The following is a 22,357-nucleotide window of genomic DNA, read 5'->3' as shown; positions in this document are numbered from 1 at the left end:
AATCAGCGTATGCCTAAGCACCGCTGATTGTTCTGTATTGTAAAAGAATGTGCTTATAACTTTTCAGCAACTTCTAAGGCCGCATCGTAGTTTGGCTCATTAACTACTTCGTCAACAATTTCCACGTATTTAATTGTACCATCAGTATCAACGACGAAAACCGCACGAGTTAGTAAGTCGTTTCCATCAAGCTCAATATCTAAACCATAAGCTTTACCGAAATCCCCCGTTGAATCTGTTAATGTATCGACAGTTAATTCATTCTCAGTATTCCATTGATTGAATTCTTCAACCGTATTACGACCAATTGTCACATATTGGATGTCTTTATCAGAAGTGACTTCATCAAAACGCTTTGTTTGTAATTCACAAGTTCTTGTTAAAACATTAGGTACTACACTTAAAATCGTTACTTTTCCAAACAAATCATTTAATGCAACTGTCTCACCTTTACCATTCACTAAATTAGCGTTAGGTGCTTTGTCTCCAACAGTAGGTTGTGTTCCTTTTACTTCTAATGGTGAACCATCAAATTTAACTTGCATACTCACATCATCCTTTCTCTTATATGTTCAGTATAACATTGTCAGAATATAAGTTCTAACCGAATGACTTATGAGTCCTCGCAATCTTCCCTAATAAAAGAGTTGACTCAAATCCTACAGTAGTTCTGTAAAGTTTGCATATTGCTCCGTTAGGTAATGTTCATCAATCGTCATCACTTCTGTTTTTTCAACTGCTTCTTGAATTAGAGCAGGAATATCCAGTGCGGCTTCCATTTCTTGAATCGTATGCAATTTAGGTTTTGTTTTAGGCTTCTTCGGTGCAAATACAGTACAACAATCTTCGTAGGGTTCATTCGAAATATCATACGTTCCTATTTTTTCTGCAATACTAATAATTTCATTTTTATCGACTGCAATTAAAGGTCTTAGAATCGGCGTCGTCGTCACTTCATTGATAACACTCATGCTTTGTAATGTTTGAGAGGCTACTTGACCTAATGACTCTCCATTAACAATCGCCATTGCTTTGTTTTTAATTAACAGTTGATCCATAATCCTCAACATGATTCGTCTCATTACCGTCATCGAAAAATCTTCATGAATATGTTCTTTTATCTCTTCTTGAATACGCGCAAAGGGAACATTATGGAATTTCATTGGCGTGGAGTAACGAGCTAAAACAGCGGTTAATTTTTTCGCTTTTTCCAAGGCTTGAGGACTTGTATAAGGCGGACTACTGAAGTGAACGGCTTCGATTTCTAAACCACGTTTTAACATTTGATAGCCGGCTATCGGAGAGTCAAATCCTCCAGATAACATCAGCATTCCTTTACCGCTCGAACCATATGGTAAACCTCCCATACCTTGGACTGAAATCAGGCTTAAGTATGCCGCATCCTGTTGAATACTCACAGTTAATTTATAAGTTGCTTTTTTCATTTCAACATGTAGCTCTGGAAAAGCTTCACCTATCACATGACCAACTTCTCGCTGAATCTTCATAGAATCAAATTCAAACGAACGATCTGAGCGTTTAGCAACGACCTTGAATGAATCATTACTCTCAAATGTCAATTCTTTAAACAACTCAATCCCTTTTTCATAAATTGCTTCCATTGTTTTTTCAACTCGATAAGTCGGTTCGAAACGAGAAATACCTGGAACATCTTTTAAAACTTCAATCATTTCTTCATAACTCGCTTCTTCCCATTTAACATGCATAAAATCATGATGAGGTAAGATTTTTACTTTCTCTAATTCCTTTGTTTTATGACGAATATGTTCTGCCATTTTGTTTTGAAACATTCTGCGGTTTTTACCCTTAGTTGATAGCTCACCGTAGTGAATTAAAATTTGTTTATGTGTCATAATAGTTCCTTCCATTATTTAGAAAATTTATTTGTTACGACGTTGATTGCTTTAATCAAGCCAGCCACTTCTTGAGCCGTTGTGGTTTGAGACATACTGATTCGAATAGCTGAAGTGGATAGGTCCTCTGCAACACTCATCGCTTTTAATGTATGGTGCGTTTGATGCTTACGACTTGAACAAGCGCTCGTTGTCGATATAATGACTTGTTGTTCTTCAAACGCGTGGACAAGCACTTCTCCAGGGACTCCTGGATAAGCAGCACATATAATATGTTCACTTGCTGTATCTTCAGCAAATACGTGCCATTGCTTCTCTATTAACGATTCAATAATAGTCATTCGATATTGAGCAAGCATTTTTTTAACGCTGTCTTGTTGTTCATAAGCTAGTCTTAAAGCTTTAGCCGTTGCAACAATCGCTGGTAAGTTCTCCGTGCTACTACGAAGGCCAGATTCTTGACCTCCACCATATAGAAAAGGGTGTGAGTGAACTTTATTTCTTTTGGCCAAAATCCCCGCTCCACGAATGGAGTGAAACTTATGACTAGATAAACTAATTAAATCTATTCTAGAATTTAATAAGGACTCCATTTGAGTGGTTACCGCTTGGATACCATCAACATGCCAAACGATTTGAGGAAAGGACGCTAATCGTTTGGCAATACCCTCGATAGGTTGAATGCTGCCTACTTCATTATTAACAGCCATTGTTGAAACAAGGAGAACATCCTGAGCGAGTAACGCTTCTAAAGCGGCCATATCCAATAGTCCATCGCCATTAACAGGTGCTAAGTCAACAATGAAGCCCTGTTGCTCTAACACTGCAATTTGGGCGGTTATTGATGGGTGTTCAACACTCGATATAATGACGCGCTTTCTCTCTGGATGAAGTGCCTGTAAGGCAGGTAGAATTGCTTGAAAAACCCAATTGTTTACCTCAGTTCCACTTGATGCAAAGTATATCTCGTCTCTATTAAACTTTAGAATAGTGGCGATCTGTTGTCTTGCTTGTTTCATCAATGCTTTTGATTTTTCTCCCATTTGATGAATACTGGACGGATTGGCATAAAAATTTACAGCCACTTCCTGAACGACTTTCATGATTTCATGACTCGGTTGAGTGGTTGCACTATGGTCAAAATAAAACATCCTCAAACTCCTTTTTCTTAGCTATTGTCTACTTGTCTAAATTATTGCACTAATTATTATAACGAAACCGATTTGCTATTGTCTATAGAAGAACATTTAAGTCTAAATTTTTAGCACTATCCTCTAATACAAAAGAAAAGACAGAATGACCTAAGTCGATTCTGTCTCATAACTACAATTAATAAATTCTTGTTTGTTTTTCTTGGTGATACATACGTCTTACTTGGGTAGGCCCTTCTTGATCAATCCGACGTAAAGCTTTTTCAATTACAGCTAAAGCGTCTTGATAACGATGTTCACGGTGGAATAGATATTGCGCTTCTTTAATTGCTTGATCCATATCTGGATAATCATAACGGAATCGATTACTATGTTGAATCATGTATTCAGTTAACATCGCACTATCGATAATCTCTTCAGTTAAACTTTCAAGTTGATCAAGGTGCTCTTCTAACTGACTAGCAGTCAGTTCAATCTCAGTCATATCGATACGAACACGGTTTAATTGTTTAGATAAGCTCTCAATCTCATCAGTGACTTGATAAAACTTAGTGAAATAATCTTCGCTCAAACCAGGTAAATGATGTTTTTCAACTTTACGTTTAATGTTACGCAAGTCTAATTCATACAAATCAAGATTGCTTTTAATTTCTTTTTCTCTGATTGTTAAACCAGACAAGTTCTCTACTAATTTGCGCTGCTTGTCATCAATATCATCGAAACGTTTTTTTAGTTTCTTAACAGATGCTTCAATTTTAGTAAAGATAGCATGATGTTCATTAATTTCTTTTGTAATGTCTCGGAACTTATTCTGTTCCACACGAATTTGATCTGTCAATTCATTCACTTGATCTAATTCGCTGTTATGCAGAATATAACTCTGAGCGATACGATCCACTTCGATACCAGCATAGCGGTTATTTTCAACCACTTGTTTAATCTGGTCACGTAATTGGTTCACATTCTTATTAACATACTCTTTTGCTGCAATTTCTGATTCTAATAAATCATATAAAGAGTTAATTTCACGATCAGCCTTATCCATTAAAGTTTTAGCGTCTGATAAATCGGCGTTTTTAATTTCTTTTTTGGCATTGTTTAATTGCTCTTGAATCTCATCAATTTCTTCTGGAATATTGATGTTTTCGAAATTATAACGGCTGTCAATCATTCGTTGATAACCTTCACGTAAATCTGTTAATGAGTCTTCGTAGTCATTCTTAATTTTGTCATACATTGCTGGAATCTTTTCTAGAATTTCTTCTAAACTAGTCATATCAGCATCAATTGTGCTTAACATGTCTTGTGCTTCTAAGTGATCGCCATTTGTTGTATGTTCGTTGTATTTAGTGAAATTCAATTCTAAGTATTGTATATTCTTTTCTAAGGTTTCAATTGCAGGACCATAATCAAAACTTTGATTCATGATACTTTTACGAGCCGTGTTGTAACGCTCCAATAATTGTTCGTTACGTTCATGGTTTTCAGTATCAACTGAAAGTAAGTCTGTTAATTGTTCATGCAATTCATTCACTTGAATTTCTGTCTCGTCAAGAATTTCACGTGCTTGATTGACAGCTTTTTGAGCTTTTACTAAATTCATTTGTTCAAGGAATTGTTCAGAACCAACTAAAGCTGATTCAATTTCTGTAAATTGAAAGTTTGTGATGGTCTGCCAAGTTGCTACTAAGCTTTCATATTTACGCTTAGTTTGCCCTGATAAATTCATGTTTTTTAACGTATATAATTGATCAGCAATCGAGATTGCCATCATCTTCTCTTTTCGCTCTTCCAAGTCTCTTATGTCTTTATTGCGCTGGGTACGAAAATAATAAATAACTCCGTAAACAACCAGGACAATGACGACTATAATAAATAGTATGTCAGTAAATCTCAATTGCATTCTAGTTCGCTCCTCTGTTCCATCGTAATTATCTTTATTGGCAGTAGATGAATTTTCTCCGTAATTAATCACTCTATATTATAGCATTATAAATGTGTTAATTAAAGCGAAACCCAGTAATATTCATAAGATTTTATTTTTACTGAGTAGATCATTCACCCAACAACTGATGAGCATTAGACCCACAACTAAATTAATTGTTAATCTCAGAGTTTTAAGCGGTTTATCCCCCTCATAAAATCATAAGAAAACAGGTAAGAACCTAGCGATTCCTACCTGCTTCATTAGCAATAATTTAGCGATTAGCCTAATTTGTTGTAGTATTCAACGACTAGAGCTTCGTCTACTTCAGCGTTTAATTCACTTCTTAGAGGCAAGCGAGTCATTTTACCTTCCATTGCAGTTTCGTCATAAGAAACGTACTCTAAACGAGTTACCATGTTTTCTAATGCTTCTTTAACTACTGCAACATCACGTGATGATTCACGTAAGCCGATAACTTGTTCCGGTTGAACTAAGTATGAAGGGATATCCACACGTTTACCATCTACAGTAATGTGACCGTGGTTAACTAATTGACGAGCTTGACGACGAGTTGAAGCAAAACCTAAACGGTATACTAAGTTATCTAAGCGAGTTTCAAGGATAACCATGAAGTTCTCACCGTGTTTACCTTCTTTGATTTTACCTGCTTTGTTGAACAAAGTCGCGAATTGACGTTCGTTCATTCCGTACATATGACGTAATTTTTGTTTTTCTTGTAATTGTAAAGCATACTCAGAAAGTTTTTTACGTGCATTACCATGTTGTCCTGGTGGGAATGGGCGTTTTGCTAATTCCTTACCTGTTTCTGTTAATGACACACCTAGACGACGTGATAATTTCCATGATGGACCTGTATATCTTGACATTTAAATTCCTCCAATAAAAGTTTTATGGAGTAAAATAACTTGATAAAAAAACCGAATGCGTGCAGTTTAACTTCAACTTTCGCATTAGCAGCCGCAGTTACTCGCTGACCTTCTCTAATTGACAAGGCGTTAGACTGTTGACGCGCTTTCTTTTTTTTCGCTGCATTATTTTACACTCCTATCATTATACAGAAAACATAATCTAATACAAGCACTTTTATTAAGTTGTTTTATTTAAATAAAGCTTGTTGATTCGATTACATTCGCTTGATCGCTTAGTTTTTCAACTAATGTCCGATCATGAGTAATGATAAGAATCATCATCCCTTGATTTTTCAATTGTAAAATTAGTTCTGCAACTTTAGAAACAGTATTTTCATCTAATGCAGAAGTTGGTTCATCGAAACATAGCATACTTGGTTTCATCATCATTGCTCTTGCGATAGAGACTCTTTGTTTTTGTCCACCTGATAATTGGCGGGGCTTCATGTCTTCTTTTCCAGGCAGTCCCATTTGTTCTAGTAAATCTTTAGCTTGAATGATTAATTGCTCGCGATCCCCCATTTTATTAGATAAAGGTGCTAATAGTAGATTCTCTAGGACTGTAAGATTAGGAAACAACTGATAATCCTGAAACACCAAACCAATTTTGTGTTGGTATTGTTTTATATTGTCATTCGATTGATAGACACCTTCTATCACTAATGGAATACCATCAAGTGAAATAGAACCTTTATCTACTGATTCAAGGTGATTAATCATCCTTAATAAAGTCGTCTTTCCACTTCCTGATTCTCCCAGAACAATCGTCAAGCGATCTGGTGTGACAGTAAAATCATACTGATCAATAATGACGTTTGATCCAAAACTTTTTGATATACCTGTAGCAATTAAACTCATTTGATTAACGCCTCCTAATCTGCAATTTTCTGTTCTATTTTATTTAGAATTAAAGTGGTGATTCCTGTGAACAGTAAGTAGATAATACCAACATACACAAATGGTAAAAGACTCGCACTCTGGTTGGCTAGGGTCCGTCCTGTTTTTAACAACTCATCTAGCCCCAGAATATAAATGAGCGAGGTATCTTTAATCAGACTTATTACTTCATTCCCCACTGATGGCATAACAATTTGCCATAACTGAGGCAAAATGACACGATATAAACCGGTCAAACGATTAATCGACAACACCTTCAACGCTTCATACTGACCAGAAGGTATCGCATTTAAGCCACCTCTAAAAATCTCTACAAAATAAGCCGCATAATTGATGATCAATGTGAACAAAGCAGATTCAAAGCGCCCCAAAACAATTCCGACAAAAGGTAAACCGAAAAAAACAAACATCATTTGAAGTAAAAGTGGCGTACCTCGAAACAGATAGACGTAAACACGAATAATGCTTCCCAACCACTTCGGTAGTTTCTGTTCAATTAAGGCTAACAACAACCCTAAAGGTATACTGCCTATCAGTGTCAGCATAAAAAATTGTAAAGTTGTTTTAAATCCTTCCATTAGTGGTTCAAACATCGTGAGTGATTCCATCGTCTAGCACTTCCTTCTACTATTTATATTGAGTGATTAATCCTGTTCTGCTTCAATAGCAGTGAACCAATTCGCTTTGATTTCATCAAATTTACCGTCTTCAATGATTTCAGCTAATGTAGCATTAAATTCTTCCACAAAGGCGTCATCTGATTTTCTGAAACCAACGCCATATTCTTCTTCTCCGAAGTTATCTTCTAACGTTCTATAATCTGCCGCTGAATCATTTTGCTCTAAGAAGTAGCTAGCTAGCGTTTCATCTACAACAATTGCATCCACACGCCCATTATTCAAATCACTAAAAACTTCTACAAAAGTTGCATAAGTGACTGGATCACTACCTAAAGTAGCGACAAACTCCTCATCAGCAAGGATAGCCTCTAATGATGCGGATTGCTCTTGAGTCGCTAAAACCTTACCAGCTAAATCCGCTTTAGACTTCACGTCACTATCAACTGGCACAATAATAATTTGACGGTTTTCAATATAAGGTTCTGAGAATAAAACGACTTCTTCTCTTTCAGGTGTAATGGAATAACCATTCCAAATCATATCGATATTACCAGTATTCAATTCAGTTTCTTTCATACTCCAATCAATTGGTTGGAACGAATAGTCAACTTCCATACGACCGAGTATTTCAGCTGCTAAATCCAAATCAAATCCTACATGGTCTCCTGCTTCATTCTTAAAGCCAAACGGAGCAAACGTATCGTCAAAACCAATCACTACTCCGGCCTCTCGATCAATTGTTTTACCACTTTGTGCAAATGCAGTACTTGGAGCGATTGAGAACACTACTAATAAACTTAATACTAACTTCACCATTTTTTTCATAACAATTCCCCCACTTTAATTTTATTATTCAACATTGTGTAGCAACAACAAATTTGACCTGCGCGACAGTCCAAGGCTTCACTACCTAAAAAAAAACCGTCCTTTAATCCAACTAGGGATTAAAGGACGTCATAACGTGGTTCCACCTTTATTCATGAAAACCTCACAGTTTTCATCTCATACAGTTAACAGAGTAACTGAAGCTATATCGTGGCAAACGGCAAAAATCATTTGAATTTAAGCTGTGTTGAAACAGGCTATTAGGATTTGCTTTTCAGCTACCGCAAACTCTCTTACAAAATAGTTCCTATCTCTTTGTCTTAAATTAAAACCAAATAGGTTTCGCTTTATTATTTAAGATAATAATAAGATATCAAGTCTTTTTTGTCAAGCTTTTTAATCTAATTTTAATCATCTGTGACTTTTATAGTTTCTGGAATGGCCTCAACTAGCTTCGTCACAATTGTTGCGGATACTTTTCCAGCAAATAAAATGAATTGATCAAAGGACATGCTCGCTTCATCATCGGCACGATCAGAAATTGCTCTGATGATTACAAAGGGTACGCCTAAAACATAAGCCGTCTGCGCTATGGCTGCTGATTCCATTTCAGCTGCGCGTACAGTTGGAAATGTTGTAGCAATTGCTTTGATTTTATCACCACTATTAATAAACTGGTCTCCACTGGCGATCTGTCCAATAATAGGTTCCATGTCCATCGTGCGACATACCTCTTGAGCGATTCTCATTAATTGGGTATTCGGGTAATAAACGTTTGGCATCCCTGCCATTTGTCCCGGCTCATAGCCAAAGCCTGTCACATCGACATCATGATGCGTTAAAGAATGTGCGATAACAATGTCGCCTACTTCTAAAACTGGGTCAATTGCTCCTGCTGATCCAGTATTAATCATAACATCCACATCAAATTTTTCTTTTAATAACAAAGCACTGACAGTAGCGTTTACTTTACCTATGCCAGAAAGGACTAAAACAACATCATGTTGACCAAGCTGTCCTTTTGTAAATACAAAATTATAATGATGGATTGTTTCTTGATTTTTTATTACTTTTTTTAAATAACGAATTTCTTCTTCCATTGCGCCAATAATACCAATTTTCATTTAATGTTTTCTCCTTTTAATATCATACTAAAAATGCAATCAATAAGACGGCAATTAATAAAACACCGACTACGATTATACCATTAGTTAAAAAACGATCGACCTTTGCACTGTATTTAGCACGCCGTACATTGCCTTGCTCATTATCATCTTCATAGACCTCTTGAATAGATTTCACTTCGGCTTCATAAGCTTTTTGGGCTTGTAGATAAGCTTGCCTTGAAGGATACCCTTCTTCTGGTAGTGTCTCATTATTATAGAAAGTATTTGGCGTGTCATAGGACTCAGTCACCTCTTCACGATACTCCTCTAGTTCATTTGCCATCTCATGATAATCATAAGCATATGGGTTTAATTCTCCTTGCGGATATTGATAATTGTCATCTACAGCTTGGTTAAGAGCTTGTGGATCATAAAGCGGACCTTCTATTTGGTCAAGCTCTTGATTATTATCAACATCCAATGATTCACTCGCAGGTCCATGCTTCGACTCGTCGTAAGCTAAATACTCATCGTATTTATGACTCTTTTGATTTTTTTTAGTGCGAAATTTCATAAAACACTTCCCTTTCTACTTTAGTGTCTTAATTATTTAACCAAATCTGTAAGGCATATAGTGTTTTTAAATCTTTAATTTCTCCAACCTTTAACATGGCTTGGATTTCTGAGCGAGAAAATTCATGGACTGTTACATTTTCATCCTCATCTTGAGGTAAGGGGTGATCGACTTTGACTAAATCTGTGGCAGAAAACAAAATAATTTCTTCATTTAAATAGCCTGGAGTGACATAAAAACTTGCTAATCGTTCTATTTGGTTGGCACGATAACCTGTTTCTTCTTCAAGCTCTCTTATTGCACCTACTTCAGCCTCTTCGGTTCCTGTATCTAAATAATCTAGGATCCCCGCAGGTACTTCATAAATTTCTTCAACTATTGCTGGTCGATATTGTTTAACTAATAGTACCTTATCTTCCTTTGTAACTGCTAATATAGCCGCTGCTGGTTGATGATGTAATAATTCTCTCGAGACAATTTGCTTACTATCCAATTTAATTTGGTTCAGATATAACCGTAAAATCGCACCGTCAAAAATCATCTCACTAGATACTAGGCGTGGATCTTGTAAAAAATTGATATCTTTGTTCTCTACTTTCATCTGTTTCCACCTCTGATACTTTCATTATTTTATGTTAACTTCATTTAACATTTAAACACACTCTTATTATAGCTTAATCCATCTTTAGTCTCGATTCTTTTTATGAAATGTCATGATTATTTAAGATAATAGATAGAATTGTCCATAGATAAGCCTCAAGTCCGATAAGTCCAAACAAGACTTATGGTAATCTAATAGTGTAAAGAATTATTAGGAATTTAAAGGAGGAAACAATAATGATTTTTATGGGGTATATAATTTTCTGCTTTTTAATATTTATCATTTTATGTATAAATATTTACAACTTAGTAGCAGGTAAGAATTTATCTTCAGCTGAAAAAACGCAACTCAAGAGCCGTATCGGTGTGTTAATTTTTGTCGGTATTGCGCTGTTAGTTTCTGGTGGCGTCTTTGGACAATTAGCCTTTTTCTCTAGATACACTCTATCTGTGGTCATAAGTATTATCGTTAACACTATTCTATTAACCGTAATCTTTAGCAAATTGGAAGTAAGTTTTAACTTTTCTTGGTTAAAAGCTATTTATTACATTGGTATCTTCTGTGTGTTTATGACATCAATACTGATTACAAATTCGTACTCTATTTATGAAGGTGCCTTTGAGACAAGTGCGGTGGTGGCTAGTTTCGTTCTAGGCTCATCATTCTTCGTTTGGTTATTATGTTTGTTTGCCAGATTGTTCTTGAGTACGCGTAGCAAAGGTTATTCATCAACCACCACTCAAATGAATTTTACTAATAAAGATAAAATTCAACATTACTATAATGAGGGACTAACGGAGACAGAGATTGAGTACTTCCGATCTCAAATGGCTATTGCGCGTGACCAAATCAAATCGGTAGAAACTGGTATTGCAAAAACAGCTAAATTAAGAGCGATTGAAGTGAGATACAATACAATTGAAGTCGCACAAAACTTTTTTAAAGATATTGTTGAAGACCCTACCCGCTTTACTCAAGCGAGTCAATTCTTATACAAGTTCTTACCTTCTTTAGAAGATTTGATCTTAAAGTATAATGAAATTAATGGACACGTTGCGAAGAACAAGCAGACTTATTTAATTTTAGAAAAAAGTGCTCAAACAATTGAACAAATCTGTGAACAAATTACTGATGAATATGTCTTGTTCCACCAAGACACTTACAATGAAATGCAGGATGAAATCAAATTAGCTAATCGTAATTTATCTCGTAAAGCAGCCAGACAACAAATGTCTTCTGAGCAAGAGGATATTGATAACATGACCGATTCTGTTGATGCTATACTAAAGGAAAGCAATGATTGGTTAGCTGATCAAGCAGATGAGTAAATAAAGGAGGATATTATGACTGAAGATAAGAAGCAAACAATCGATATTTTTGACGAATTAGATGCTCAAATGAGTCCAGAGTTTAATGATCTATTATCAAATCCCTTCAACGAAGAATCAACGGACCGTGCAAGTGCCGTTCAAACTGAGTTAGCCGATGCAACTATGATGGCACAAAGAGCTGTGACAACTGAAAAACTGATTGAGCGTTTACCAGAACATCGCAAGAAGCAAGCCCGTGACTTAGCTGGACAAATTGATGAAACAAATATGTCCGCAGTTATAGCGTATGGATCGAATGCTCAGAAAAAATTGAGTGAGTTCTCACATAACATGCTAGCAACTGTGCAAATGAAAGATACCGGCGAAATCGGAGATGTCTTAACAGACTTGATGCAAACATTAGAAACATCAAACCCTAAAGACCTTTCAGCAGAACCTAATGTTTTTAAACGCCTATTTGGTAAAGTGAAAGCATCGATTACTGAAACTCAAATGAAGTATCAGCAAATTGGTAGTCAAATTGATAAAGTTGTCATTCGCTTAGAACGTGAAAAAAACGAGTTATTAAATGACAACATGATGTTAGAACAACTTTATCAGAAAAATAAAGACTATTTTGAAGCCTTGAACATTTATATTGCCGCTGGAGAATTGAAAATGCAAGAAATGCAGGAAGAAGTTATTCCAAAAGCAATAACAAAAGCCCGTGAAAGTAATAGTCAAATGGATGTCCAAGTGGTTAGTGACTTGAATCAATTTTTAGACCGTTTAGACAAACGAACTCATGATTTGCGTTTAACTCGCCAAATGACAATTCAACAAGCACCACAGATTCGAATGATTCAGAATACGAACCAAGCCTTGGCAGAAAAAATCCAAGTCTCCGTTCACACTGCAATTCCTTTATGGGAAAACCAAATTACAATTGCTTTAACTCTATTACGTCAGCAAAATGCTGCTGTCTCACAAAGACAAGTTTCTGAAACTACGAACACCTTGTTAACTAAAAACTCAGAGATGTTGAAACAAAGTGCCATTGATACAGCTCGTGAATCTGAACGCGGTGTTATTGATTTAGTAACTTTACAGAAAACACAAAGTAACTTAATTCAAACGATTGAAGAAACGCTTAAAATTCAACAAGAGGGCCGCCAACAAAGAGCGACTGCTCAATTAGAATTAGAAAGTATGGAAAATCAATTGCGTGATAAGTTATTAGAAATTTCTGATCAACAAAAAGAAATGCATATGAATCAACACTAACAGTAAGCATGCCATCTAAAAGTGGCATGCTTTTTTATAGTCATTCAACATAAATAACCCCTTAAGCCTGAAAAGACCTAAGGGGTTATTGGTTTATTGCGTTTAGATAAATAGTTCGGCTTCTACACCATAATGATCACTTACAATTGGACTTGAAACATTATCAAATATCACTTGATAACGTGCCACACTAAACGGTTTAGAAATCAGGATATAATCAATGCGTAATTTCTGTTGATTCCCTTCCCAACCGTCAATACTCTTTTCTACGGTATAACGGCCTACGACCTCTTCTGCTATCTTGTAAGTATCTAACAAGAAAGGAGCGGTTTCTTGAACGTAGTCATAGCCTTCACCCTTAACATCAGCGGCATTGTTTAAATCTCCCATTAATATGATTGGAGTCTCCTCTTGACTTAGAAAACCTAAGGTTTTGTCCCATTCATAGGAAAACCCTGATGTTCTGGCTGGATTCCACCAAGAATAGTGACCACTCAAGACCCTAACTTCTTTGCCTAGTAATTGAGTCTTAGCAAGCAGAATTTGACGCGTGTGATAATCGGAAAAGTCATCTTCTAATGAAACTAAGAAACTAGCTGGTTCAATTTTATGTTTGGATAAAATAGCTGCTCCTTCCGCATAACGACCATAACCTATATGACTTGCCGTCCAAGTCCAGTAATAATTTATACCATTTTCTTTCAGCTCTTCTACCAACATATATGCAAAGTTGTCCTGGTGGATATCCGATTGATCGGCTAATGGCTGAAAGTAGGCATCCGTTATAGCTGTTTCAGAGTTAAGAAGTTGATTGACCTCTTGTAATGCGATAATTTCATAATCCGCTTCTACTAAGTGCTCAACAAGTTGCTGGCGTTTTTTCTCTGCTTCTTCTTCCATCCAACTGTGAGTATTTAAAGTCATGATTTTCGCCATGTTAGTCCCCTTCCTATTCTGACATAAAAAACCAGGAATAAATCCCTAGTTTTCTACGGTGTTCTATTCGCTTAGTTTTCAACTTGACCAATTAGTGCTTTCGCATCTTTCAATCCAGTTTCAGTTAATTGATAAGATTTAACTGTGTCACTATTTGTGAATACTACAACAATTGTTGTTTCTTTTCCTTCAGCCTTAACAGCTTCTAAATCCATCTTTGCTAATAGGTCCCCCGCTTCAATTGTCTGTCCTTCAGTTACCTGCAAGTTGAACGCATTGTGTTTCATTTCAACTGTGTTCAAGCCCATATGAACTAACACGTCTATTCCTGTATCTGTTTGGAGACTAATCGCATGTTTTGTAGGGAATATTGATAATACTTTACCAGAAACTGGTGAGTACACTTTACCGTCCGTTGGTTCTACAGCAAATCCATCACCCATCATTTTTTCGGCGAATACTGGGTCATTGACTTGATTGATTGGGATAACATAGCCTTTTGCTACACTTAATAGATCAACTTTAGCTGATCCGAAATTTGGCGTTACACCCTTTTCTACAACTAGTGATTCATCATGTGTATCAACTGCTGTGTAAGCTGGAATTTCGACACCTGAATCTAATAAATCTTGAATGTCTGACTTTAACACATCAGCTTTTGGTCCGTAAACTGCTTGGACTCCTTTGTCTTTCACAAGTAAGCCCATTGCACCAAATCTCTTCCATTCTTTCTCCGGCGCAACTGCTGCACTGTCTTTAACAGTTACACGTAAGCGTGTCATACAAGCATCAACATCTACAATATTAGCTTTTCCACCTAGTAAACCAACAATTGACGCAACTTGTTTATCAACTGAACCTGGTTCTGTCGTTGTCGTTTCGCTGCTATCAGATTCATAGTTACCGTTACGTCCTGGCGTTGCAAAGTTAAATTTGCGAATCATAAAGTTAGCTATAAAGTAAGTAAGTACTGCATAAATGATGACAACAATTACAAAGTAAATTAAATCTGCACCCAAACCTGCTTTAAAAGCTAATGGTGTTCGAGTAAGTAATTCAATGTTACCAAAGGAATGAAGACGCAATGGTAGAATATCTGCCATCGCAAATGCTGTCCCTTGAATAATAGCATAGACTACATATAATGGTACTGCCGCAAACATGAACATAAATTCTAATGGTTCAGTAACTCCCGTTAGAAAGACAGCTAATGCTGCCGATAGATACATGGATTTGTAACCTGTACGCTTATCCATATCAACGTTTTTATACATTGCATATCCTAAGCCCATCAAGATACCTGATGCTCCAATCATTTGCCCCACTTTGAAACGAGCAGGTACCCAACCATTTAGTATATATTCGTATTGTGAGACATCAACCTCACGTAGGTTTACTAAGTCAGTTGCCCATGCTAGCCAAAGTGGATCTTGACCAAACACTTGAGTTCCTGCTTGTGCACCTGAAAGAATCGTATATGTTCCACCTAATTGTGTATAGTTAATAGGAATAGTTAACATATGGTGTAAACCAAATGGCAATAACAATCGTTCTAACGTTCCATACAAGAATGGGGCTAATACTGGCGCAGTATCTTGCGATTGAGCAATCCATAAACCAAAATTGTTAATTCCTGCTTGAATATATGGCCAAACCATAACTAAAACGAGTGAGATAAGTGTCGACCATAAGATAACTACGAATGGTACAAAGCGTTTACCATTAAAGAATGATAAAGCATCAGGTAATTTACGGAAGTTATAGTATTTATTAAATGCCATCGCACCAACGAAACCTGCAATAATCCCTACAAACACGCCCATGTTTAGCGCTGGTGCTTCTAATACGCTCGTAAAGAATCCGTTTATCATAATTTTCGTGCCAAACACAGTATGAGTAAATGCTTCTGGATCATTTAACATATCTCCAGTTACACCAAATACTGAGCCAGTAATTCGATTAATTAACACAAATGCAAGACCAGCAGCAAATGCTCCACCCGCTTTGTCTTTAGCCCAACTTCCCCCAATTGCTAAGGCAAACAATAAATGCAAGTTTCCAATAATTGCCCAACCAATATTCTCAATGACACTTGAAACTGTCACAAGCACTGCTAAGTCTGCATTAATTAGCGGAAGAGTTTTTCCAATACTAATCATAAGTCCTGCTGCTGGCATAACAGCAATAACAACCATTAAAGCTTTCCCGAACTTTTGCCAAAATTCGAAATTAAATATTTTTTTCATATTATTCCTCCTAAAGATTCAGTTAGTAACGCAAGCGGTTTCGATAAATTATATTATAGTCTCTCTCTAACAATTTGTAAACCTTTTTATGACATTTTACACTATGATAATTCTCACTTTATAAGAATATAACCAATCGGTCAATTGTGCAATCGGTTGCGTTGGTATAGTTTGTTTATCCGAAATATTTGTCATTAAATACATTAATCTTGATAATATTGGTAAATCCCCTATAAAATTAAGAAAGTTTGCGCTCTAAATTTAAGGCCATTGATAAATACAGCATGGCACTTGTCATTATTAATATTTTCCCACATCATTTTCTAAATATTGAATACTTCTTATAGAAAATATCAGCTGGTAAATTGCAAGAAAAGATCAAATGATTTTTAGGTAATTTTTTAATGTTCTCTTTATCGTGTGTTATTTTTAAACAGATCAAGTGCTATTTTTATCTTTTTCGCTAAACTTGAGTCTAGCTAAACTTGAGTCTAATGAAAATAATAAATTAAAAGGAAATTTTCTCTTAGTCTTTACAATTAAGCTCCTAAGGATAACATCCTCTTAAAATCGCTTTTAATAATTTGAACAAGACAAAAGGTTATTCTAGTAGTATGATAAACTATGTCAAATAAGTAGAGGAGGAATAATATGTCCGTTACTGTTAAAGATGTCGCTAAAAAAGCCAACGTTGCTACTTCTACTGTGTCACGAGTGATAAATGATCACCCCAGTATATCACCCGCCACCAAGAAAAAAGTACGCAAAGTCATGGAAGAAATGGGCTATGTGCCTAACAAAAACGCACAAAACTTGGGTAAAGGCGCCTCTAATGCCATTGGGGTAATCCTTCCTCCTTTAGATTCAAAGGAACGATTAGGGAACCCTTTCTACCTTGAAATTATTGAAGCAATCAACGAGGAATCACGCAAGCATGGTCTAGCAACTGCAATTGCTTCTGCTCGAAATTTCGATAGTTTACTTCATAACGTCCAACAAATGCATAGGCAAAGACAGGTTGATGGATTTATCTTATTATATTCGGATCGTTCTGATCCAATTATTGAGTTTTTAACGACTCATAAAATTAAGTTTACTTTGGTTGGTCAACCTTACCGATATGAAGATGAAATTTCTTATGTTGATAATGACAATCAGCTATTAGGCAAACACGCTACAGAATTTCTAATAAAGAATGGGCATAAACGTATTCTATTTGTAACCAATACAACGGATGAAATTATATATTTCGAGCGATACTTCGGTTATCAAAAAGCTTTAATGTTGGCTGGTTATGATACTTTTCCAGCGATAAAACTTCATGGCCCAGATGATTATATGCACTTTGGTGAAAGTTTAACCGAAACAAAAGCTACAGCAGTCGTCGTAATCGATGATATCTTTGCCTTGCGAGTCTTACAGCTAGCTCAATTACATCATTATAAAGTTCCGGATGATTTGTCTTTAATTAGCTTTAACAATTCGATTTTCGCTACACTTATGCACCCTTATCTGACGAGTATTGATATTACAATCCAAGAACTAGGTCGACACGGGACTCAAACACTCATCGATCAGCTAAACAATAAAAATGAGTTAACTACTGGCGTTCGAATCGTTATCCCTCATGAATTGATCGAACGCGAAACAGTACGAAAATTAATTAACAATTGAGATACCGCTTGTTAATATAAGGATTAACAATTCTTTCTTGTCTTTTTAGTTTACTAACATACTAACAAATGCAAGTTACCATTACTATTTAGCTCTGTTCCCAACAGTAGGTATCTCATATTACATTTAAGCAACCAGCATGGATTTTCCTTAATGGCTGTTTTTTACTATGATTAGCTAAGCTTGAAAGACTTGATGAATTGAATATATGCAGTGCATCTTTATGATTTAATTCCTATGACTGCTATGGAAGATAAACTTAGTTTAACGTATCGACTCTAAGGATGAGTTCATGTGTTAAAACTAATAAATAGGTTTATAAGCTAGCCGTTTGAAGCGAATTTCGCTCTATACTTCGACGAACTTGCAAACACTTGGCATCATAAACTTAGCAAATTTTATACTAAAAAAAGCACCAGAGAATCGCCTTAGCGACTTTCTGGTGCTTTTAAGATATTCATTGAGTCTTTAGAGTTTCTTTGAAATCATTTGATACGACTCAAACTTGACATATTAAGCTTCGTTTTGTTCAAAGTATTCTGGGAAATTGTCCATCACAATATTATAACATCTTGAACATAATTCTGGTGCGTTCTCGATTGTTCCAACTTCGACTTTTACAGCTCGACAACGATCGCAAACATGTCCAGGCGCTGGTTGAACTAAAACAGCTACTTCATCAACTACTAAAGCATTCTCTGGTTTTTCAGATGTCGCTTCCATTTCAAATTTCGAAACGATTAATAATTGATTTAAATGATCAGATAAGCTAGTCAATTCTGCTTGAACTGCTTCTGAAGCATATAATGTAACACTAGCTTCAAATGATTTTTTAATTGGCTGTGTGTCATTATTTTTTGCTTCTTCTAAAGCCTTATTGACAGCATCTCTCACGTCGAAGAAAGTACTCCATTTTGCTAGTGTTTCGACATCTTCAGGTGTGTCTGTCGCTTTAGGCATGTCAACTAGTTGCACATAAGCTTCAACTCCAGGCAATACATGCCAAGCTTCTTCCATAGTATGCAATAAAATTGGTGTTAACAATGGAATTAAATCACGTAGAATTGTATAAATTACAGTTTGCATTGCACGTCTTTCGTAAGATTCTTTTGCTTCAATGTATAGAACATCTTTAGCAAAATCTAAGTAGAAAGCTGATAGGTCAACCGTAATAAAGTTAATTACTTTTTTATAAACAGTTGAGTAGTCAAAAGCTTCATACGCTGCCAGAATATCTTTTGTTAGAATTCTGAATTTAGCTAACATATATTGATCAACTGGACGTAAATCACTTTCAGAAATTAACCCTGTACTTGGATCAATGTCTGAGACATTTGAAAGCATGAAACGAATTGTATTTCGGATTTTACGGTATGATTCGGAAACTTGTTTCAGAATATCTTTGGATACTCTCACATCATTTTCGTAGTCGACACTAGACACCCATAAACGAATGATATCCGCTCCTAAATCTTCCATAATTTCCTCTGGAAGAATAACGTTCCCTACAGATTTACTCATCTTCTGACCTTTTCCATCCATTACAAAACCTTGTGATAAGACACCTTTGTATGGTGGTACGCCATTTACAGCAATTGATGTAGTAAAACTTGAGTTGAACCATCCACGGTATTGGTCTGATCCTTCAAGATATAAATCAGCTGGGAAAGATAAGTCGTCGCGTTGTTTCAATACACCTGCGTGAGATGTTCCAGAGTCGAACCATACATCCATAATGTCATTTTCTTTTGTAAATTCGCCGTTCGGACTTCCTGGATGAGTATAACCCTCAGGTAATAAATCTTTAGCTTCACGTTCAAACCATACATTTGAACCATGCGTTTCAAATAAATCTGCTACATAATCAATTGTTTCGCTTGAGAGGATTGGTTCACCATTTTCAGCATAGAAAATTGGTAGTGGAACGCCCCATACTCTTTGACGTGAGATAACCCAGTCACCACGATCACGAATCATATTAAAGATACGTCTCTCGCCAGATGGATGGTACCAAGTCACCTCATTTTCAACTGACTCTAACAACTCTTTACGGAATTTATCTATTGAAGCAAACCATTGGGGAGTTGCACGATAAATAACAGGCTGTTTGGTTCTCCAGTCGTGAGGGTAACTATGTTTAATTTTACCTTGAGCTAATAAATGTCCACTCTCAGTTAATTTTTCAATAATGACTTTATTACCCTTTAAGTAGAACATCCCTTCAAGTTCTGGCGCTTGTGCTGTAAAGTGACCACGGTTATCGATTGGTGACAAGATTTCTAATCCATAATCTAAACCGATTAAATAGTCATCTTCACCGTGTCCTGGTGCTGTATGAACTAAACCAGTACCTGTTTCCATCGTTACGTGATCACCTACCATTAATAACGATTCACGCTCATAGAATGGATGCTGTGCCGTTAACCGATCGAACTGTTCTCCTTGATACTCTTTAACCACTTCATAGTTTTCCCATTCAACTTCTTTCGCCACATGCGATAATAAGTCCTCTGCCACGATAAAATGACGGTCGTTAACTAATACTTCAACATACTTAGCATTTGGATCGACTGAAATCCCTAAATTAGCAGCTAATGTCCAAGGAGTTGTTGTCCAGATTACGAATTCTACATTATCCGCCACAACATCTTTACCGTTCTTTACTTTAAATGCGACGTAAACCGATGGCGACGTAATATCATGGTATTCAACCTCGGCTTCAGCTAAAGATGATTCACTTGATGGTGACCAATAAATTGGTTTTAAGCCTTTATAAATAAAGCCTTTTTCGGCCATTTGACCAAACACTCTAATTTGGGCCGCTTCATATTCTGGACTTAATGTTAAATAGGGATTATCCCATTCACCAGTAACTCCTAAACGTTTGAATGATTTCTTTTGGCCTTCTACTTGACGTAGTGCGTATTCTTCACACATACGTCGAAAATCAGCTACTGAGAATTGCTTGCGATCAACGCCTTCGTTTTTAGTTAAAGCTGATTCAATTGGTAATCCATGTGTATCCCAACCCGGAACATAAGGTGCACGGAAACCAGACATAGATTTATAACGAACAATAAAGTCCTTGGTAACTTTATTTAAAGCGTGTCCCATGTGTAACGCTCCATTGGCATATGGAGGACCATCATGGAGAATATACGTCGGACGCCCCATATTTTTTTCTTGAATTTGCTTGTATAAACCAGCTTCATCCCACTCTACTTGCATGGCGGCTTCTTTAGTCGGTAAATTCGCTCTCATAGCGAAATTTGTTTGACCTAAATTTAATGTTTCTTTCAGTTTCATTTTTTTCCCCTATTCTTCATTAAAACTTTAATTAATTAAAAATAATAAAATACAATAAAAAACGCCCCTCATAATGAAGGGACGTCAGAACGTGGTACCACCCAGCTTATGATTTATTGAAATAAATCATCACTCTTTCATGATAACGCTCTTTAAGCGGCTACAACTACTTTAGTTCATTGTGCATGTATACAGAGGATCTTAATTTAATTAGTGACTGTCAAGCTTACACCGACCTTGACTCGCTTTGAATATAATTAAATCAATATGTTCTGTACCTTATTTCGGTAAATCGATGCGGATAGTCTGTCCTAAGACACTCTCCATTGGAGTTTCAGGCGCTTTTTCGACTTGGATATCTTCTTCTGCTTCTTCCTCTAATACACTCGTTTGTGTGTGTTGAGTTAAGTGTTCTAACTCCTCTTGGCTTAAAGGAAGGGAATCTTTGAATTCTAACGTATCCTGTAAATTGACATCTTCTTGAACTGAAGGTTCTTCTTCAGTTTCAAGAACTTCTTCTGTTGAAATGTCTTGATCTTTTTCAATCGCTTTAGGATAAACAAACGAATCCGCAAATTCACTATCAAATAACTCGACAAACTCTTTATCTTGGATCATCGATAGATGAGATTCGATGATTTGTGTTAAACGTTGACGGTAAATACCACTATTACGTTTTAATTCTTCATTCTCATTATAAATACGTTTAGCTTGCTCTGATGCTTCGTTGATCACACGATCCGCTTCTCTTTCAGCTTCGAATAGAATCAATTCGGCTTCTTTACGTGCGTTCTGTTTTAATCGCTCAGCCGCGTCTTGTGCAACCATTATTGAGCTATTTAAAGAGTCTTGCAGTTGAGCAAAGTACTCCAGTTTTTCTTCAGAATCAGCTAACTTTCGTTTGAAAATTTCATTTTCATCTAAAGCTTTCTCATAATCGACACGGACTACGTCAAGAAAATCATTTACTTGATCAATATCATAACCCCTGAATTTAGATTCAAATTCTTTACTAAGGATTTCATTTGGTGTTAAGCCCACAATTACACGTCCTTCCATTTATCTTTGTTGCGATAATTTTCGTTAATTCAAAATGC

The 22,357-nt window shown here is 36.2% G+C and carries 18 protein-coding genes; 3 read left to right on the top strand and 15 right to left on the bottom strand.

Translation table 11 applies throughout. From position 1 onward, the window contains the following. Nucleotides 1-53: 53 nt before the first annotated feature. The 11 genes from ACTQ45_RS01535 to ACTQ45_RS01485 form a co-directional block, all read right to left on the bottom strand. On the bottom strand, nucleotides 54-545 hold the full coding sequence (locus ACTQ45_RS01535) for a thiol peroxidase (protein WP_441762766.1): 492 nt from the start codon (nucleotides 543-545) through the stop codon (nucleotides 54-56). A gap of 114 nt (nucleotides 546-659) precedes the next feature. After that, on the bottom strand, nucleotides 660-1,874 hold the full coding sequence (gene thiI / locus ACTQ45_RS01530) for a tRNA uracil 4-sulfurtransferase ThiI (protein ID WP_441762765.1): 1,215 nt from the start codon (nucleotides 1,872-1,874) through the stop codon (nucleotides 660-662). A 14-nt stretch (nucleotides 1,875-1,888) separates the two neighbouring features. After that, entirely contained in the window at nucleotides 1,889-3,025 is a 1,137-nt protein-coding gene (locus tag ACTQ45_RS01525) for a cysteine desulfurase family protein (protein ID WP_441750167.1), read from the bottom strand. Nucleotides 3,026-3,203: 178 nt separating this feature from the next. Then, on the bottom strand, nucleotides 3,204-4,928 hold the full coding sequence (locus ACTQ45_RS01520; protein ID WP_441762764.1) for a septation ring formation regulator EzrA: 1,725 nt from the start codon (nucleotides 4,926-4,928) through the stop codon (nucleotides 3,204-3,206). Nucleotides 4,929-5,230: 302 nt separating this feature from the next. Then, a complete protein-coding gene (rpsD, locus tag ACTQ45_RS01515; protein ID WP_441750164.1) occupies nucleotides 5,231-5,839 on the bottom strand; it encodes a 30S ribosomal protein S4 in 609 nt (202 codons plus the stop codon). Between the two features lie 234 nt (nucleotides 5,840-6,073). After that, nucleotides 6,074-6,739, bottom strand: a complete 666-nt coding sequence (locus tag ACTQ45_RS01510) for an amino acid ABC transporter ATP-binding protein (protein ID WP_441762763.1) — start codon at nucleotides 6,737-6,739, stop codon at nucleotides 6,074-6,076. Nucleotides 6,740-6,753: 14 nt separating this feature from the next. Then, the gene (locus ACTQ45_RS01505) at nucleotides 6,754-7,386 is read right to left on the bottom strand and encodes an amino acid ABC transporter permease (protein ID WP_441750162.1); all 633 of its coding nucleotides are present in this window, start codon (nucleotides 7,384-7,386) and stop codon (nucleotides 6,754-6,756) included. A gap of 36 nt (nucleotides 7,387-7,422) precedes the next feature. Beyond that, on the bottom strand, nucleotides 7,423-8,223 hold the full coding sequence (locus ACTQ45_RS01500) for an amino acid ABC transporter substrate-binding protein (protein ID WP_441762762.1): 801 nt from the start codon (nucleotides 8,221-8,223) through the stop codon (nucleotides 7,423-7,425). 407 nt (nucleotides 8,224-8,630) lie between these two features. Beyond that, nucleotides 8,631-9,347, bottom strand: a complete 717-nt coding sequence (locus ACTQ45_RS01495; RefSeq protein WP_441762761.1) for a 5'-methylthioadenosine/adenosylhomocysteine nucleosidase — start codon at nucleotides 9,345-9,347, stop codon at nucleotides 8,631-8,633. 22 nt (nucleotides 9,348-9,369) lie between these two features. Then, on the bottom strand, nucleotides 9,370-9,903 hold the full coding sequence (locus ACTQ45_RS01490) for a hypothetical protein (RefSeq protein WP_441762760.1): 534 nt from the start codon (nucleotides 9,901-9,903) through the stop codon (nucleotides 9,370-9,372). 28 nt (nucleotides 9,904-9,931) lie between these two features. After that, on the bottom strand, nucleotides 9,932-10,504 hold the full coding sequence (locus tag ACTQ45_RS01485; RefSeq protein ID WP_441762759.1) for an NUDIX hydrolase: 573 nt from the start codon (nucleotides 10,502-10,504) through the stop codon (nucleotides 9,932-9,934). Between the two features lie 236 nt (nucleotides 10,505-10,740). Between ACTQ45_RS01485 and ACTQ45_RS01480 the strand changes: the two genes are divergently transcribed. Then, nucleotides 10,741-11,832 (top strand): 5-bromo-4-chloroindolyl phosphate hydrolysis family protein, encoded by a 1,092-nt coding sequence (locus ACTQ45_RS01480; RefSeq protein WP_441750157.1) that lies wholly within the window; start codon nucleotides 10,741-10,743, stop codon nucleotides 11,830-11,832. Between the two features lie 15 nt (nucleotides 11,833-11,847). Next, nucleotides 11,848-13,098, top strand: a complete 1,251-nt coding sequence (locus tag ACTQ45_RS01475) for a toxic anion resistance protein (protein WP_441750156.1) — start codon at nucleotides 11,848-11,850, stop codon at nucleotides 13,096-13,098. A 102-nt stretch (nucleotides 13,099-13,200) separates the two neighbouring features. Here the strand turns inward: ACTQ45_RS01475 and ACTQ45_RS01470 are convergent, their stop codons facing one another. Continuing rightward, nucleotides 13,201-14,034 (bottom strand): endonuclease/exonuclease/phosphatase family protein, encoded by an 834-nt coding sequence (locus ACTQ45_RS01470; RefSeq protein ID WP_441750155.1) that lies wholly within the window; start codon nucleotides 14,032-14,034, stop codon nucleotides 13,201-13,203. 71 nt (nucleotides 14,035-14,105) lie between these two features. Further along, nucleotides 14,106-16,280 (bottom strand): PTS transporter subunit IIBC, encoded by a 2,175-nt coding sequence (locus ACTQ45_RS01465; RefSeq protein ID WP_441762758.1) that lies wholly within the window; start codon nucleotides 16,278-16,280, stop codon nucleotides 14,106-14,108. A 651-nt stretch (nucleotides 16,281-16,931) separates the two neighbouring features. Between ACTQ45_RS01465 and ACTQ45_RS01460 the strand changes: the two genes are divergently transcribed. Continuing rightward, on the top strand, nucleotides 16,932-17,954 hold the full coding sequence (locus ACTQ45_RS01460) for a LacI family DNA-binding transcriptional regulator (RefSeq protein ID WP_441762757.1): 1,023 nt from the start codon (nucleotides 16,932-16,934) through the stop codon (nucleotides 17,952-17,954). Nucleotides 17,955-18,467: 513 nt separating this feature from the next. Here ACTQ45_RS01460 and ileS read toward each other — a convergent pair. Together ileS and ACTQ45_RS01450 are read right to left on the bottom strand one after the other, a co-directional pair. Continuing rightward, nucleotides 18,468-21,260: an isoleucine--tRNA ligase gene (gene ileS / locus ACTQ45_RS01455; protein WP_441762756.1), complete on the bottom strand. Its 2,793-nt coding sequence runs from the start codon at nucleotides 21,258-21,260 to the stop codon at nucleotides 18,468-18,470. Nucleotides 21,261-21,539: 279 nt separating this feature from the next. Then, nucleotides 21,540-22,319, bottom strand: coding sequence for a DivIVA domain-containing protein (locus tag ACTQ45_RS01450; protein WP_441762755.1), 780 nt, complete (start codon nucleotides 22,317-22,319; stop codon nucleotides 21,540-21,542). Nucleotides 22,320-22,357: the final 38 nt, after the last annotated feature.

Origin of the sequence: Fundicoccus sp. Sow4_D5 (assembly GCF_052116365.1) — a bacterium.
Taxonomy (GTDB): domain Bacteria; phylum Bacillota; class Bacilli; order Lactobacillales; family Aerococcaceae; genus Fundicoccus.
The sequence above is the reverse complement of the archived record's forward strand: the minus strand, read 5'-3'. Positions and strand labels throughout refer to the sequence as shown.